Source organism: Ferrovibrio terrae (genome assembly GCF_007197755.1).
Classification (GTDB): domain Bacteria; phylum Pseudomonadota; class Alphaproteobacteria; order Ferrovibrionales; family Ferrovibrionaceae; genus Ferrovibrio; species Ferrovibrio terrae.
In genome coordinates this window covers 135,000-149,877 of record NZ_CP041636.1, presented here as the reverse complement: position 1 = coordinate 149,877, position 14,878 = coordinate 135,000, and the positions used below count along the sequence as shown (strand labels likewise).

14 protein-coding genes and 1 tRNA gene are annotated in these 14,878 nt (G+C 64.0%); 10 read left to right on the top strand and 5 right to left on the bottom strand.

Annotation, left to right across the window (positions count from 1 at the left end):
- The first annotated feature begins 37 nt into the window (after positions 1 to 37).
- From mtgA to FNB15_RS00685, 6 genes are all read left to right on the top strand, one after another.
- On the top strand, positions 38 to 718 hold the full coding sequence (gene mtgA, locus FNB15_RS00710; RefSeq protein ID WP_144066873.1) for a monofunctional biosynthetic peptidoglycan transglycosylase: 681 nt from the start codon (positions 38 to 40) through the stop codon (positions 716 to 718).
- 93 nt (positions 719 to 811) lie between these two features.
- On the top strand, positions 812 to 2,368 hold the full coding sequence (locus tag FNB15_RS00705) for a sensor histidine kinase (protein ID WP_144066872.1): 1,557 nt from the start codon (positions 812 to 814) through the stop codon (positions 2,366 to 2,368).
- Complete coding sequence (locus tag FNB15_RS00700) at positions 2,344 to 3,054, top strand: response regulator (protein WP_144066871.1); 711 nt, start codon at positions 2,344 to 2,346, stop codon at positions 3,052 to 3,054. Before FNB15_RS00705 ends, FNB15_RS00700 begins: the two co-directional genes overlap by 25 nt.
- 141 nt (positions 3,055 to 3,195) lie before the next feature.
- Positions 3,196 to 4,713 (top strand): malonate--CoA ligase, encoded by a 1,518-nt coding sequence (locus FNB15_RS00695; RefSeq protein WP_144066870.1) that lies wholly within the window; start codon positions 3,196 to 3,198, stop codon positions 4,711 to 4,713.
- Between the two features lie 112 nt (positions 4,714 to 4,825).
- Positions 4,826 to 6,571 (top strand): sensor domain-containing diguanylate cyclase, encoded by a 1,746-nt coding sequence (locus tag FNB15_RS00690; RefSeq protein ID WP_144066869.1) that lies wholly within the window; start codon positions 4,826 to 4,828, stop codon positions 6,569 to 6,571.
- 87 nt (positions 6,572 to 6,658) lie between these two features.
- Positions 6,659 to 7,024: a hypothetical protein gene (locus FNB15_RS00685; protein WP_144066868.1), complete on the top strand. Its 366-nt coding sequence runs from the start codon at positions 6,659 to 6,661 to the stop codon at positions 7,022 to 7,024.
- Between the two features lie 122 nt (positions 7,025 to 7,146).
- Here FNB15_RS00685 and FNB15_RS00680 read toward each other — a convergent pair whose 3' ends face one another.
- A complete protein-coding gene (locus tag FNB15_RS00680; RefSeq protein WP_144066867.1) occupies positions 7,147 to 7,803 on the bottom strand; it encodes a HutD/Ves family protein in 657 nt (218 codons plus the stop codon).
- 85 nt (positions 7,804 to 7,888) lie between these two features.
- Here FNB15_RS00680 and FNB15_RS00675 point away from each other — a divergent pair, with 85 nt between their 5' ends.
- From FNB15_RS00675 to FNB15_RS00665, 3 genes are read left to right on the top strand one after another with little or no spacing between them, the layout of a single operon-like run.
- The gene (locus FNB15_RS00675) at positions 7,889 to 8,482 is read left to right on the top strand and encodes a TRAP transporter small permease subunit (protein ID WP_144066866.1); all 594 of its coding nucleotides are present in this window, start codon (positions 7,889 to 7,891) and stop codon (positions 8,480 to 8,482) included.
- Positions 8,479 to 9,777 carry a TRAP transporter large permease gene (locus FNB15_RS00670; protein ID WP_144066865.1) on the top strand — a complete coding sequence of 433 codons (1,299 nt, stop codon included), beginning with the start codon at positions 8,479 to 8,481 and terminating at the stop codon, positions 9,775 to 9,777. Before FNB15_RS00675 ends, FNB15_RS00670 begins: the two co-directional genes overlap by 4 nt.
- A 20-nt stretch (positions 9,778 to 9,797) precedes the next feature.
- On the top strand, positions 9,798 to 10,853 hold the full coding sequence (locus FNB15_RS00665; RefSeq protein WP_144066864.1) for a TRAP transporter substrate-binding protein: 1,056 nt from the start codon (positions 9,798 to 9,800) through the stop codon (positions 10,851 to 10,853).
- 126 nt (positions 10,854 to 10,979) lie between these two features.
- Here FNB15_RS00665 and FNB15_RS00660 read toward each other — a convergent pair.
- Positions 10,980 to 11,069, bottom strand: a tRNA-Ser gene (locus tag FNB15_RS00660).
- Positions 11,070 to 11,599: 530 nt separating this feature from the next.
- Here FNB15_RS00660 and FNB15_RS00655 point away from each other — a divergent pair.
- The gene (locus FNB15_RS00655) at positions 11,600 to 12,031 is read left to right on the top strand and encodes a CBS domain-containing protein (RefSeq protein WP_144066863.1); all 432 of its coding nucleotides are present in this window, start codon (positions 11,600 to 11,602) and stop codon (positions 12,029 to 12,031) included.
- A gap of 35 nt (positions 12,032 to 12,066) precedes the next feature.
- Here FNB15_RS00655 and FNB15_RS00650 read toward each other — a convergent pair whose 3' ends face one another.
- The 3 genes from FNB15_RS00650 to hisI form a co-directional block, all read right to left on the bottom strand.
- The gene (locus tag FNB15_RS00650) at positions 12,067 to 13,305 is read right to left on the bottom strand and encodes a cation:proton antiporter domain-containing protein (RefSeq protein WP_144066862.1); all 1,239 of its coding nucleotides are present in this window, start codon (positions 13,303 to 13,305) and stop codon (positions 12,067 to 12,069) included.
- A gap of 167 nt (positions 13,306 to 13,472) precedes the next feature.
- On the bottom strand, positions 13,473 to 14,078 hold the full coding sequence (locus FNB15_RS00645) for a superoxide dismutase (protein ID WP_144066861.1): 606 nt from the start codon (positions 14,076 to 14,078) through the stop codon (positions 13,473 to 13,475).
- A gap of 232 nt (positions 14,079 to 14,310) precedes the next feature.
- A complete protein-coding gene (gene hisI, locus FNB15_RS00640) occupies positions 14,311 to 14,772 on the bottom strand; it encodes a phosphoribosyl-AMP cyclohydrolase (protein ID WP_144066860.1) in 462 nt (153 codons plus the stop codon).
- Positions 14,773 to 14,878 lie beyond the last annotated feature (106 nt).

Here is a 14,878-nt window from a genome sequence, read left to right as displayed (position 1 = left end):
GTGGACAGCGCAGCCGGACCGGGCTTTGCTGTGGCCGATGAAACTTTTGTTCCGGCTGCTGAAACTGCTGCTGCTCGCTGTGGCCCTGTTCTGGGGTGGCGGGCTGCTGCTCTACCGCTTCATCGACCCGCCGGCGACACCGCTGATGCTGATCCGCATGGCCGAGCGCGGCGAACCCATCCGCTATGATCCGCAGCCGCTGTCAGCCATGCCCCCTGGCCTGGCTCGGGCGGTGATCGCCTCGGAAGACAGCCGTTTCTGCCTGCATCGCGGTATCGATCTCGGCGCGGTGCAGGATGCGCTGGACGATTACGAGGAAACCGGTCGTCTGCGCGGCGCCAGCACGATCACCATGCAGGTGGCGCGCAACCTGTTCCTCTGGCCGGGCGGTGGTTTCGTGCGCAAGGGACTGGAGGCGCCGCTGGCGCTGGCGCTCGATGCCGCCTGGCCCAAGCGCCGGATCATCGAGGTCTATCTGAATATCGCCGAAATGGGTCCGGGCCTGTTCGGCGCCGAGGCGGCGGCGAGGCAGCATTTCGGCGTGCCGGCCAGGCAGCTGAACGAGACCCAGGCGGCCCGGCTGGCCGCCATCCTGCCCAGCCCCAACCGCTGGGACGCGGCGCGGCCGACCGCCTATATCGAACGGAGGACGGGCGTGATCCGGAGCCGGGTGGGGCAGCTCGCACCGGCCCAGCTTGCCTGCATAAATTCCGCATAAAATCAGCCTCGCAGCGAGTTGGGCCATTTGACGCAGGTCCACCCGGCGCCGGCCGGAGGCTGTACCGGCGGCCAGCCTGTGGGATACTCGGGCATGACCTCGCCGATTGCGCTTCCGATTGCCGGAGAAGATCCCGCCCGCCCGCGCGCAGGCCGGGTTCTGCTGCACAGTGTTGTGGCCGCGGTCGTCGTCGGCCTGGCCGGCATTGCCGTCTTCACGCTCAGCCGCACCATCAATGTCACGTCGGCCTCGATTCTGTTCGTGCCGGTGATCCTGGGCGCTGCGATTTTCGGCGGCATGATCCCGTCGCTGACGGCGGCGCTGGCCTCGCTCGCGGTCTGCTCGGTGCTGTTCTACAACCCGGCCTTCTTCCTGCCCGATGCCGATCCGCAGGAGGTTGCCGACATTTTCGTGTTCGGCGGCGTCGCTATCGTCTCCAGCCAGTTGGCCGGCTATGCGCGCCGCGCTACCGCTGCCTCGCGTCGTCGCGAAGCGATCATGGAATACCTGCTGGCCTTCAACCGGCGGATCAGCGCTGTGGTCGATCCGGCGAAGATTCCCGCCGTGCTGGCCGAGGAATTGAGCCACAGCCTGGGCAGCGCCGCTGCCATCTATCTCGATGATGCCGGCGGGCTGCGTGAACTGGCGGTGGTGGGTGATTTCGGCACCGTGCAGCCGCTGGCCGCCGCCGAACTGGCCTGGCGCCAGCGTGAGCGCGAGACAGCTGTGCCGCCGGTGTATCTGCTGCGCAGCGGCGGCGCGCCGGTCGGTGTGATCGTGGTCGGTGCCGAACCCGACAGCCGCCTGGACCCGCTGGCCATTGCCGCGATGATCGAGCAGTCCGGTCTGGCGCTGGCGCGCATGCGGCTGGCGCTGCGGGTGGAAGAGGCGCGCGTGCAGGCCAAGGCCGAGAACCTGCGTGAGGCCGTGCTGGGGTCGATCAGTCACGACCTGCATACACCACTGGCCTCGATCCTCGGCTCGGTCACCACGCTGGAAAAATTCGGCCCGATCTGCGACGAGAATACGCGGGCGGAGCTGCAGTCGACCATCCGCGAAGAAGCCGAACGGCTGGAGCGCTACATTCGCCGCATGCTGGACCTGACGCGCATCCGCGCTGGCCGTCTGGCGCCGCAGATGGAACCGATCGATGTCGCCGACATCACCAATGCGGCGCTCCGCCAGACGCAGAAAGCGCTGATGCGACACAGCATCGAGTCTGACGATATGCTGGCGCTGCCGATGGTGGAAACCGATCCGGTACTGGTGGAGCAGGCGTTGGTGAACATTCTGGAGAATGCTGCAAAATACTCGCCACCCGGGTCGGTAATCTTCCTGCGCGGGCAGGTCGAGGACGAGCGCGTAGTGCTGAGTGTGCAGGATTCCGGCATCGGCCTGGATCGCACCGAAGCACAGAAAATCTTCGCGCCCTTCTATCGCGCCGCTGATGCGACGTCGGGCCAGGTGGCTGGCAACGGCCTGGGCCTGATGGTCAGCAAGGCCTTCGTCGAGGCCGCTGGCGGCGAAATCTGGGCGGATAGCCGCGGGGTGGGGCAAGGTGCCGCATTCCATATCGGCATGCCGCTCGCCAAAACATTGCAAGTGACCGATGAAGGAGAAGCCGCATGGGCGACAAGCGCAGAATCCTGATTGTCGACGATGAAGTGCAGATTCGGCGCTTTCTGCGGCCGGCGCTGGCGATGCACGATTTCGACGTGATCGAAGCCGCCAGTGGCGCCGAGGCGCTGGAGCTGCTGGGCAAAAACGAGATTCATCTGGTCGTGCTCGACATGCAGCTCGGCGATCAGGACGGTCTGGATGTGCTGAAGCGCCTGCGTGAATGGAGCTGGGTTCCGGTGATCGTGCTGACCGTGCGCAGCCGCGAGGCCGACAAGATCCGCGCCTTCGAGCGTGGCGCCGATGATTACCTGACCAAGCCGTTCAGCATTGCCGAGTTTCTGGCGCGCGTGAATGCCGTGATGCGACGGGCGCCGCCGGCGGCCGACGAGCCGGTCTTTGAGGTTGGCGGACTGGCGGTCGATCTGGCCCGGCGTCGCGTATTGGTCGACGGCGCCGAGGTGAAGCTGACGCCGAAGCAGTATGGCCTGCTGCAGCATCTGGCCCGCCATGCCGGCAAGGTGGTGACGCATGAGCAGCTGCTGCGCGGCGTCTGGGGCGATGAACATGCCGAGGATGTGCATTACCTGCGCATCTTCATGCGCAAACTGCGCCAGCGGATCGAACGCGATCCGGCCCGGCCGACCTATGTGGTGACCGAACTGGGCGTCGGCTATCGCCTGCTGGCGGCGGACCAGCTGGAGGCCATTGCATCCTGAGATGTCAGGGCCGCTTAAAATGCGTTGAACAAGCTCTCCGGCGGCTGGGAGACTTGCGCGGACCGGGCCGGGGACGATTAAGTATCGGGGCGATTTAGTATCGCTCCTGATCCGCAACCACGCGCAAGATGATAAACGCCGATGTCCGAGAACCTGTACACCCTGATCCGTTCCAGCATTGCCGACCCGGCCAAGATTTTCATCGAGACCGGTGACGGCCGGACATTCAGTTATGCCGATACCTTCGCGCTGGCCGAGCGTTTCGCCGGTTTGCTGGTGGGGCTGGGCGTGCAGCCGGGCGACCGTGTCGCCGTGCAGGTCGATAAATCGGCCGAGGCGCTGATCTTCTATCTCGGCGTGGTGGCGGCCGGCGGCGTCTATCTGCCGCTCAATGTCGGATACACGCTGACCGAACTGGAATATTTCATCGGCGATGCCGAGCCGCGCGTGGTGGTCTGCCGCCCCAATGCGGAAAAGGATCTTGGCCCCCTGGCCACCAGGCTGGGCGTCGCCCATGTGCTGACCCTGGGTGGCAATGGCGACGGCAGCCTGATGGAAAAAGCCAAATCGGTGCCGGCGGGCTTTGCCGCCGTGCCGCGCGCCGCCGACGATCTCGCCGCGATTCTCTATACCTCGGGCACTACCGGCCGTTCGAAGGGCGCGATGCTGACGCATCACAACCTTTACTCCAATGCAGCGACGCTGAAGGACTACTGGCGCTTCACCAGGGATGACGTGCTGCTGCATGCCCTGCCGATCTTCCATACGCACGGACTGTTCGTCGCCAGCAACGTGACGCTTCTGGCCGGCGCCTCGATGATTTTCCTGTCGAAGTTCGACGGCGACGAGGTGATGAAACTGCTGCCGCGCGCCACCAGCATGATGGGCGTGCCGACCTTCTACGTGCGCCTGCTGCAGAGCCCGGCGCTGACCAAGGAATCGGTCAAGCATATCCGCCTGTTCGTCTCCGGCTCGGCGCCGCTGCTGGCCGATACGCACAAGGAATGGGAGGCCCGCACCGGTCATCGCATTCTCGAGCGTTACGGCATGACCGAGACCAACATGAACACCTCGAATCCCTACGATGCCGAGCGCGTTGCCGGCACGGTGGGTTTCCCGCTGCCCGGCGTGTCGGTGCGCATCACCGATCCCGAGACGGGCAAGCCGCTCGCCCAGGGCGAGATCGGCATGATCGAGGTGAAGGGGCCGAACGTGTTCAAGGGCTACTGGCGCATGCCGGAGAAGACCGCGGCCGAATTCCGCGCCGACGGTTTCTTCATCACCGGAGATCTCGGCAAGATCGACGACCGCGGCTATGTGCATATCGTCGGCCGCGGCAAGGACCTGATCATCACCGGCGGCTACAATGTCTATCCGAAGGAAGTCGAGACCGAGATCGACGCGATGCCCGGCGTGATCGAATCCGCCGTGATCGGCGTCGATCATCCCGATTTCGGCGAGGGCGTCACCGCCGTGGTGGTGGCCTCGAAGGGCCATGCGCTGGATGAAGCGGGCGTGCTGAAGGCGCTGGATGGCCGTCTGGCCAAGTTCAAGCTGCCCAAGCGCGTCTTCTTCGTCGACGATCTGCCGCGCAACACCATGGGCAAGGTGCAGAAGAACCTGCTGCGCGACCAGTATAAGACGCTGTACAAAAAATGACGATTTCGCTGCCGAATCCGGCGCCGTGGCCAGTTTGCGATTGATTTGACCGCCGCCGGAGCGGAAAATCGGCCCGTTGATGTAATGCAACGGGATTTGGCGGACGCGGTTCGTGCGATTACCTGGTCTGGTCGACAGGATATCTATTCGTGCGCAGGTGATGCTGGCAACGGCGACACTGGCGATCATTCTCGTGCTGAGTGCCACCATAGCCACAGCTTTGCTTGGCCGCCGCATCCTGTCTTCAATCACAGGCAATGAACTGACCCAGTTGGCCGAGGTGATGGCCAGCCGGCTCGACCGTGGCATGTTCGAACGCTATCGCGAGATCGGCACCATTGCCGGACTGGAAATGCTGCGCGATGTATGGGAGCGCGATCCCGATACGTTGCGCGCGGTGCTCGACCGCATGCAGTTCAGCTATCCCGACTATGCCTGGATCGGCTATGCCCGCAAGGACGGTACCGTGATGGCCGCCACCAAGGGCATGCTGGAAGGTGCGTCGGTGGCGCAGCGGCCGTGGTTTATGGAGGGCGTGCAGAAAGCTTTCGCCGGCGACGTGCATGAAGCCCTGCTGCTGTCCAAGATGCTCGGCCCGCGCACCGACAGCGAACCGTTTCGCTTCGTCGATGTTGCCTATCCGGTGCGCAATGCCGCGGGTGAGATCATCGGCGTGCTCGGCGCGCATCTCAGCTGGGACTGGGCGACCGAGGTGCGCCAGTCACTGCTGATCGGTGAAAGCCAGACGGCACGGGCCGATATCAGTATTCTTGACAGCAAGGGCAAGGTGCTGCTCGGCCGCAATCTGAATTCAGTGATGTTGACACCGCAGCAGCTGGCGATGGTCCGTGAGCGCCCGTCGGGATCCGGACTCGCCTATGGCGAAGACGCCGATCAGTGGCTGACCGGCTATGCGGTCGGACGCGGCTTCCGCGACTATCCCGGTCTCGACTGGCTGGTGATAGCGCGGCTTCCGGTCGAGGTTGCCAACCGGCCGGTGCATGAGCTGGTTGGCTCGATCCTGCTGATCGGCATCGGGCTCGGCATCTTCGGGATCGCGATGGCGCGCTGGCTGGCCGGCCGCGTCACCAGGCCGATCTACAGGCTGTCGCGCGAAGCCGACCGTATCGGCCGCGATGCCGGCGTGCATACGCTGCCGCGGGTCGGTGGCGCCCGCGAGGTGATGCTGCTGTCGCAATCCCTGCGCTCGTTGCTGCGTCGCGTCGGGCAGGCCGAGCACAGGCTGGAAGAGGCCGAGCGCGAGGCCGTGGCGCATGAAGCGGAAACCCGTGAGCTTGCACTCGATGTCGAGCGCCTGCGCAAGCTGTCTGAAACCGATCCGCTGACCGGACTGCTCAATCGCCGCGCTTTCCTCGCTACGGCGGAACGGCAGGTCGCTTATGCACGCCGCTACGATCGTGCGCTGGCCGTGGTGGTGGGTGATATCGATCATTTCAAGCGGGTCAACGACACGCATGGACATGCTGCGGGCGATGCGGTGATCCGCGCTGTGGCGAGCCGGCTGCAGACTGCTGCGCGCGATACTGATCTGGTGGCGCGGTTCGGCGGCGAGGAGTTCGTCGTTCTTCTGATGGAGAGCGACATCACGGCCGCAGTGTCCTATGCCGAACGCGCGCGCGGACTGATCTCCGCCGCGCCGGTACAGTCCGAGACCGGGGCGCAGGTCAGCGTGACCTTGAGCCTCGGCTGCACGATCCTGAGTCCGGACGATCGCGATGTGCAGGATGCGATCGACCGCGCCGACGATGCGCTCTACAGTGCCAAGGCGGCGGGCCGCAACCGCGTGCGCGTCTCGCTGCACGTCTTGCAGGACGGTGGCGCGGCCGCGGCCATCTGAGCTGTAACAGGAAAAAAGTCAGTGATCGTGCAACCAAACCGCGCCGTGCTGCGTTTGGTCCGGGTGAATTGCGCAAGCGGAGGGACTATGGCTGGTCTTCTGCCCAGAATTCTGCCGGAACCGGAAAAATTTCGCCGCCTGTCGAAGCTTAAGCGGCGCGCCTGCCTGCAGGAGGCGCTGGGGACTTTCCTCGACACCCTGCAGGTGGACGGGCGCGATCCCCGGGCATTTGAGTCAGTGAAATTCCGAAGCGCGATGGAGGCCCTGGGCGAGGGCAATCTCGACCAGGCCTATGAAGATGCGATGGCGTTACAGCGCCATGCTCCGGTACAGGCTGACGATATCGCCGTGTCGGGCCAGCCGCTGAGCCGTGACGAGATGGCCACCGGCCTGCGCAGCCTGCTCGATCATCTGCAGACCCGTGCGCCGAAACGCCGCGCGGAGGCACGGTAGAAGCGTCGGATCTGGCGGGAAGTGTCTGGCGGAGAGGGAGGAGCTTTCTGCCAGGCCGCAGCGCAATGCGACCCAGCCTGTGTTGTGAACAGCCTGTGTTGTGAGTATTGCGCAAACACCGTTTACGGAAGTTCGCGCAGGCGGATGCAGGCGATGGCAACGCTGCCGGCCTTGACCTCCACGGTCATGGGCAGGTCGCCGTCGATACGGATCGCTGCGTCTGCCGCGAGGCTGTAATCCTCGCCATCGAGCGCAACCGTCGCTGCCAGCGGCGCATAGATGATCCCGGTGCTTTCAGGCAGTTTCATCGCTGCTGGTGCCGTGTGGACTTCCAGCAGCGTCTCGGCCAGCCGCCGGTCCGCCAGTAGGTTCAGAACCGCCACCGGCCCCTGGGTGAGTTCGCTCGTGATGCGCCAGCCGCCGTCGAAAGACACCGGATGGAAAGGCCGGCGTACATCCAGGCTCGGCGCTTCGGCAGGATGCAGCATCAGGCCATTTCCCTCGATCACCATCAGGTGGCGATCAAAACCGCTTAGGTCGGAGAAGGGACCGGGTTGCTCGATGCGGGTGCGGCCAAAGCGCCAGACCATGCCATCCCAGCTGCCAACAGCGGCGCCGGGAAGGTAAGAGTCGGCGATATCAACGGTGACGCCGCCGCCATTTTTCCACGGCGTGCGCCGATAGCCGGCGGGGTCAAGGCGCAAAGGTTTCAGGACGGACATGCTGACCGTGATGCTAGCGGCTTCCCACTCGCGATGCGAGGGAGTTGGGAGCTGCACGGAGTATTGCCTTGTTCGCCTGTTGGCTGCTCTCTAGGATGACTTGAGCAATCGGCAGGGGCCGACTGGCACCGGGGGGTGTTGCATGAAACGAGGTGGCGAGCAGCCGCAGTCCTGGGCTGCACGGCTTTCGCGCTATCTGGCCTGGCTGAGCGGTGGCATCCTGCTGATCGGCTGTGCCGGTTCGATCACGCTGGATGTGGTGCTGCGTTACTTCCTCAACCGCACCGTAGTCGAGAGCTTCGAGATTTCCGGGTATGCCTTCGCTGCGGCTGTGGCGCTCGGCATGGCCTATACCGTGAGCTGCAAATCGAATATCCGCATCGACCTGGTGGCGAACCGCCTGCCGCTGCTGCCGCGCGTGGTGCTGGACCTGGTGGCGCATCTGGCCATTCTCGTCGTGGCCGGAACGATCGCCTGGTATGCGCTGCAGACCTGGCTGCAATCGCTGAAGCTCGACGCCAAATCCATCACCATCCTGCAGGTGCCGCTGATCCTGCCCCAGGGCATCTGGCTGCTGGGCCTGATCTGGTTTGCGCTGTTTGCGGCACTGATCGCCTGGTCCTCGGCGCGCCTGCTGCTGCGTGGGGACCTCGCCGGCGTGCAGCACCTGATCGGTCCGGCCACGTTACGCGAAGAAATCGAGCAAGCCGGTGCGCCGGCAAAGGATGCAGAATGATCCTGCACGCGCTGCTGGTCTTATGCCTGTTTCTGGTTCTGAGCATTCCGGTCGCTGCCACGCTCGGCCTGCTGGGCTTCACGCTTCAGAGTCAGTTCGCCTTCTTCCCGATGACCGGTGCAATCGGCGAAATCGCGTGGAACACTTCCACGGAATTCGTGCTGGTGGCTGCGCCGATGTTCATCATGATGGGCGAATTGATGCACCGTTCGGGCGTGAGCCAGCGGCTGTTCAATGCCCTGGCGCCCTGGTTCAACTGGCTGCCCGGCCGGCTGATGCACACCAATATCGCCGCCGCCGCGATTTTTGCCGCCACGTCGGGTTCATCGGTGGCCACCGCCGCCACCATCGGCACGGTGGCGATCCCGAACATGAAGAAAGGCGGTTACAACCAGCCGCTTTTCCTGGGCACCATTGCGGCCGGTGGCACGCTCGGCATCCTGATTCCGCCCAGCATCAACATGATCATCTATGCCGTGCTGTCCGACACCTCCGTGACCAGCCTGTACGCCGCCGGCTTCGTGCCCGGTTTTATGCTGGCGGGGCTGTTCTCGCTCACCGTGGTGCTGCTCTGCCTGTTGCGCCCGGCCTGGGGCGGCCCGGCGATGGCCAGTGCCACGCTGTGGCGCGAACGGATTGCCGGACTGATCCATCTGCTGCCCCCGCTCGGACTGTTCATGGTCGTGGTAGGCTCGATCTATGCCGGTATCGCCACGCCTACCGAGGCGGCCGCCCTGGGCGTCATGGCCTCACTGGCGCTGGCGGCGGCCAATGGTGCGCTCACCTGGCCGGTTCTGCTTGGTGCCTTCGAGGGGACGGTGCGCACCACCTGCATGGTGATGCTCATTGTCATTGCCGCGTTCTTCCTCAATTTCGTCATCGTCGGCATCGGCCTGGTGAAGGTTCTCACCGATGCCATCGTCGGGCTGGGCTGGCCGCCACTTGCGGTGCTGCTTGCGATCATCGTGTTCTATCTTTTGCTCGGCTGCGTGATGGAAACGCTGTCGATGATGATTGCGACCACGGCGGTCGTGGTGCCGATCCTGTCGGCGCTCGGCTACGACCCGGTCTGGTGGGGCATCGTCTTCATGATCCTGATGGAGGCGGCCCTGATCACGCCGCCGATCGGCCTCAACCTGTTCGTGGTGCAGTCGGTGCGCGGCGGCGGCCGCTTCTCGGATATCTGCATCGGTTCGCTGCCCTTCGTCGGCGCGATGCTCGTGATGATCGGCCTGCTGATCGCTTTCCCGGGTATTGCCCTGTGGCTGCCCGACCTGCTCAACCCGAAACATTGATCAACCCAAGGAGAATAGTGATGAAAAGATTGGCTATTGCTTCAGCGGTGCTCGCCTCGGCCTTCGGCCTGGCGGTCTCCGCGCAGGCCCAGAGCCTGCCGGTCACCAAGTTCAACCTCGTCGGCTCGATCGGCAATCTGTCGATGTACACGCAGCAGGAAGTGCCGTTCTGGACCAAGACCATGCCGGAAAAATCCGGCGGCGCCATCCAGGTGGAGATCAAGCCCTTTACCGAACTGGGCCTGAAGGGCGGCGAGATTTTCCGCCTGGTCAGCCAGGGCACATTGCCGATGGCCACCACGGTGCTGAACTACAACACCGGTGAAATGCCGATCAATGAATCGGCCGATCTGGTGGGCTTGGTAGGCTCGGTGGAAGAGCTGCAGAAGGTGGCCAATGTGGTGCGCCCCATGCTGGCCGCGGAATATGAAGGCAAGCATGGGGTCAAGCTGCTTGGCTTCGGCTCATATCAGGCACAGGTGATCTATTGCCGTGACAAGATCAGCAGCCTGGCCGACCTGAAGGGCAAGAAGGTGCGCGCATCGGGCATCTCGCAGCAGTCTTTCGTCAACTACCTGGGCGGCTCGCCTCTCAACATCGCCTTTGCCGAAGTACAGCCGGCACTGGCCAAGGGCGTGGTGGATTGCGCCATCACCGGCTCACTCTCGGGCTACAAGTCGAAATGGCATGAGGCTGCCACCCATCTGCTGCCGATGCCGGTGAACTTCGGCCTTGCGGCCACCACGGCCAACCTGGCCTGGTGGAACAAGCTGGACGCCCGCGTGCAAGCCCTGATGACCAAGGAGGTACGTGTGCTGGAAGACAACATCTTCGCGCAGGCGGCCACCGAGACGGCGATCGGCGTGGCCTGCAACACGGGCACCGCGCCCTGCCCGGAGGGGGCTCCGGCCAAGATGGTGCTGGTGCCGGTCACCGATGCCGACCAGGCCCTGCGCAAGAAGGCGTTCGCCGAAGCGATCCTGCCGGATTTCGCTAAGCGCTGCGGCGCCGATTGCGTGACCCGCTGGAACGCCACCGTGGGTAAGGCCGTGGGCATCACCGCCAAGGCCATGTAATCCGTTTCACAGATCGAACCGCCGCGTGACCCGTGCCGGGCCGCGGCGGTTTATTTCTGGCGTTTGTGGGTAGAGCGCCCGGCGTGAAACGCAGGGGAATGATTTCAATATCCTGGAGCGGATATTTGGCGGAGAGGGTGGGATTCGAACCCACGGTACGCTTGCACGCACAACGGTTTTCGAGACCGCCCCGATCGACCACTCTGGCACCTCTCCGCGAGGACCGGCTGGAGGCGTAAACCTCGGCCGGGGGTCGAAAACGGCGCGGACCTTAACTGAACCGATCCCTGCCCGCAAGGCTCCCACCGGCCTGCTGAGTCACGGCAAAGCTGGAGCCGGTTCAAATACTTAAATCCCCCCGTATGGGCCCATTTTCACCGGCCGGCAAACTGTCTTGTCATTGCCCCGGGCTTGTCCGAGACTGTCGGTGGTGCCGCCCGGCGCCGTCCCAGGTATCGCTCCTGGGCGGAATCGGCAGCGTCAGCACCGGGGAGGCCCGCATGAGCACCGGTCAACACCGTCCGCTCGTCCCAGACCGCGCCTGCACTGGAGTCCGCACTGGCGCCCTCGCAGATGGCCATGCGGCCGCCAGCACCTTACGTCATTGGATTTCCAGCGCAGCGCCACGGATTGCAGCCCATCGGCTGAACCCGGCGGGCCCCTGCAACGTTCGGCAGGAAAGGACGATTTTCACGAATCGATAGCGACAGACCCGCCGCAGTGCGGGCAAGCCCAGGAGGAACACCATGACCGTTGCGGCAATTCTCAAGGACAAGACACCCGGCGTGATCAGCGTCCGGCCCGACGATGGCATCGAGACGGTTTGCCAGAAGCTGGCCGACAAGGGTATTGGCGCGGTGATGGTGCTGCGCAGCGACGGCGGCATCGCCGGCATCCTTTCCGAACGCGACATCGTGCGCGGTCTGGCCATGATCGGCACGGATCTGCTGCAGCAGAGCGCCGACACCATCATGACCCGCAACGTGATGGTCTGCTCCAGTCACGACACCATCGAAGATGTGATGCATCTGATGACCAAACGCCGGATTCGCCACCTGCCCGTGGTGGACAACAGCAAGCTGGTCGGCATGATTTCCATCGGCGACGTGGTCAAGCGCCGCATCGCCGATACTGAAATGGAAGCCGAGGCAATGCGGCAGTATATTGCCACTGGCTAGACGGGCCACTGGCCAGGCGGGGAAGAGACTGAAACTCAGTCCTTGTGTTCTTCCGAGCCGAGCTTGCGCAGCAGGTCGGGCCTTGCCCGCAGCCAGGCCTCCACCGGTTCCAGCGCACGGAACAGCAGCGGGTTGAGCGAGATCGACAGCAGGGCGCCGGCCATGATCAGGTCGCGCCCCTCCGGCGGCAGCAGGCCGTAGGACACGCCGAGCCCGGCCAGGATGAAGGAGAATTCGCCGATCTGCGCCAGGCTGGCCGAAATCGTCAGCGCCGAGGTGAGCGGGTGGCGGAAGGCCAGCACGATCAGGAAGGCGGCCACGGATTTTCCGAGCAGGATGATCAGCAGCACCGCCAGCACCGCGAGCGGCGCGTCGAAGATGATGCTGGGCTGGAACAGCATGCCGACCGAGACGAAGAACAGCACGGCGAAAGCATCCTGGAAGGGCAGCGAACGCTGGGCGGCATCGTGGCTGAAATCGGATTCATTCATGATCACGCCGGCGAAAAACGCGCCGAGCGCAAATGAAACGTCGAACAGTATGGCGGCGCCGAAGGCGATGCCGAGCGCGCAGGCCAGCACCGCCAGGGTGAAGAGTTCGCGCGAGCCGGTATCGGCGACGTGCTGCAGCAGCCAGGGAATCACCCGGCGGCCCACCACCAGGGCCAGCGCGGCAAACAGCGCCACCTTTACCACGGTCATCAGCAGGCTGTAGGCCAGGCTGTCGCTGCTGGCCTGCGGCCGGTCGGCCAGCATATCGGCAAAGGCCGGCAGCAGCAGCAGGGCTGCAATCATCAGGATATCCTCCACCAGCAGCCAGCCGACGGCGATGCGGCCATGGTCGCTGTCGACCTCGTTGCGGCTTTCCAGCGCGCGCAGCAGCACCACGGTGCTGGCCACGGACAATGCGAGGCCGAACACCAGCCCGCCGCCAAGGCCCCAGCCGAAGAATTGCGCCACCGCGAAGCCGAGCAGGGTGGCGACCGCCATCTGCGCGATCGCGCCGGGAATGGCAATCCAGCGCACCCGCATCAGGTCGGCGGGCGAGAAATGCAGGCCAACCCCGAACATGAGCAGGATCACGCCGATCTCGGCCAGCTGCTGCGCCAGCACTGTATCGGCAACGAATCCCGGCGTATGCGGCCCGACGACAATGCCGGCCAGCAGGTATCCGACCAGCGGCGACAGGTGGAATTTCTGGGCGATCATGCCGAAGGCAAACGCGATCACGAAGGCCAGCGCCAGCATCGTGATAAGCGGTGCGTCATGCGGCATGCCGGAAATGTCCTTTTGCTGCGGGGCGTAAAGGCCCCATTTCTACACCCCGCTTTGTAGCGGCGAATGTCTTAGGGATTTATGAAAGCCGTCGGGCCGCGCGCAGCATGAAAAAGGACGGTGGTTTCCCACCGTCCTGTCTTTCGTTGTCCGGGTTGCGGCGCGCGTCAGCCGAGATTCTTTTCGGCGAAATCCCAGTTGATCAGCTTGTCGATGCAGGCATTCAGGTGATCGGGGCGCTTGTTCTGCCAGTCCAGGTAATAGGCATGTTCCCACACATCCAGCGTCAACAGCGGCTTCACGCCAGTCATGGTCAGCGGGTTTTCGGCATTGCCGGTCTTCTTGAACACCAGCTTGCCGCCTTCCAGGCAGAGCCAGGCCCAGCCCGAGCCGAACTGCGTCACGCCGGTCTGGGCGAAGTCACTCTTGAACTTGTCGTAGTCGCCGAAGCTGTCCTTGATCAGCTCGGCGATGCGGCCGCTCGGCTTGCCGCCGCCCTTGGGCGCCAGGCTGTCCCAGTAGAAGTCGTGGTTCCAGACCTGGGCTGCATTGTTGAACACGGCCGTCTTGTCGGCCTTGCCATGCGTCGCCTTGATGATGTCCACGAGGCTCTTGCCCTGCAGCGACGCATCCTCACTCACCAGCTTGTTCAGCGTATTGAGATAGGTGGTGTGGTGCTTGCCGTAATGGAAGCCGATGGTCTGGGCGGAGACCACCGGATCGAGGGCGTTATCGGCATAGGGCAGGGGCTTCATCGTGAAGGGGGCGGTCATCAGTCACTCCTGGATTGCTGGTCGTCTGGGTGCCGGGCTCATATAGGGCGGCAAGCGGGTTAACGGCAATATGATGGGATTTTTACGGCGTTGCGGCCGAGCTCGGCCGGGGCACGAGATCAACGTTGCGCCGCCTGAAAAGTTGCAGGAAAGGCGGCCGCAAAGCCTCGCCTGCGCCGCCGTGGCGCGCATGGACGCCTGCTGTCGTGACAGCAGGCGGGATTGTTAAATCTTACAGGATTGTAGGATTCGGAGCGTCGCCGTAGACCGCCTTCGGATCGAACATCTTTTCCTTCTCTTCGAAGGTGAGTTCGATCTGGTCGGCCGGCGCGCCGGTCGGCACCGAGCGGTAGAAGCAGGAGCGGTAGCCGACATGGCAGGAGGCATCGCCCGGAATCGCCACGCGCAGCCAGACGGCATCCTGGTCGTCGTCGATGCGCATCTCGACCACCTTCTGCACCAGACCCGAAGTGGCGCCCTTGTGCCACAGCACCTTGCGGCTGCGGCTGTAGTAATGCGCCTCGCCGGTCTCGATGGTTTTCTGCAGCGCTTCGGCATTCATGTAGCCGAGCATCAGGACCTCGCCGGTTTTGGCGGCGGTGGTGACGCAGGCGATCAGGCCGTCGGCGTCGAATTTCGGCGCCAGATCATTGCCTTCTTCAACCTGCTCAATCGAGACACGCTTGGCGAACACGGGCTTTGCTCCTGCCGGGCGGGCCTACGAAAGCGGCCGCCCGGATTGCTCTTGAAAGATGGGCCGTTATATATCGTCGGGTGGCCCCCGCTTCAAGGCAATGGGG

What these genes read in the sequence shown, in the direction of transcription:
- FNB15_RS00695 (WP_144066870.1), top strand. Translation starts at nt 3,196, where the DNA reads ATGTCCGAGAACCTGTACACCCTGATCCGTTCCAGCATTGCCGACCCG.
- FNB15_RS00650 (WP_144066862.1), bottom strand. Translation starts at nt 13,305, where the DNA reads ATGCCGCATGACGCACCGCTTATCACGATGCTGGCGCTGGCCTTCGTG.
- FNB15_RS00655 (WP_144066863.1), top strand. Translation starts at nt 11,600, where the DNA reads ATGACCGTTGCGGCAATTCTCAAGGACAAGACACCCGGCGTGATCAGC.
- FNB15_RS00705 (WP_144066872.1), top strand. Translation starts at nt 812, where the DNA reads ATGACCTCGCCGATTGCGCTTCCGATTGCCGGAGAAGATCCCGCCCGC.
- FNB15_RS00685 (WP_144066868.1), top strand. Translation starts at nt 6,659, where the DNA reads ATGGCTGGTCTTCTGCCCAGAATTCTGCCGGAACCGGAAAAATTTCGC.
- FNB15_RS00700 (WP_144066871.1), top strand. Translation starts at nt 2,344, where the DNA reads ATGGGCGACAAGCGCAGAATCCTGATTGTCGACGATGAAGTGCAGATT.
- FNB15_RS00665 (WP_144066864.1), top strand. Translation starts at nt 9,798, where the DNA reads ATGAAAAGATTGGCTATTGCTTCAGCGGTGCTCGCCTCGGCCTTCGGC.
- FNB15_RS00645 (WP_144066861.1), bottom strand. Translation starts at nt 14,078, where the DNA reads ATGACCGCCCCCTTCACGATGAAGCCCCTGCCCTATGCCGATAACGCC.
- FNB15_RS00675 (WP_144066866.1), top strand. Translation starts at nt 7,889, where the DNA reads ATGAAACGAGGTGGCGAGCAGCCGCAGTCCTGGGCTGCACGGCTTTCG.
- mtgA (WP_144066873.1), top strand. Translation starts at nt 38, where the DNA reads ATGAAACTTTTGTTCCGGCTGCTGAAACTGCTGCTGCTCGCTGTGGCC.
- FNB15_RS00670 (WP_144066865.1), top strand. Translation starts at nt 8,479, where the DNA reads ATGATCCTGCACGCGCTGCTGGTCTTATGCCTGTTTCTGGTTCTGAGC.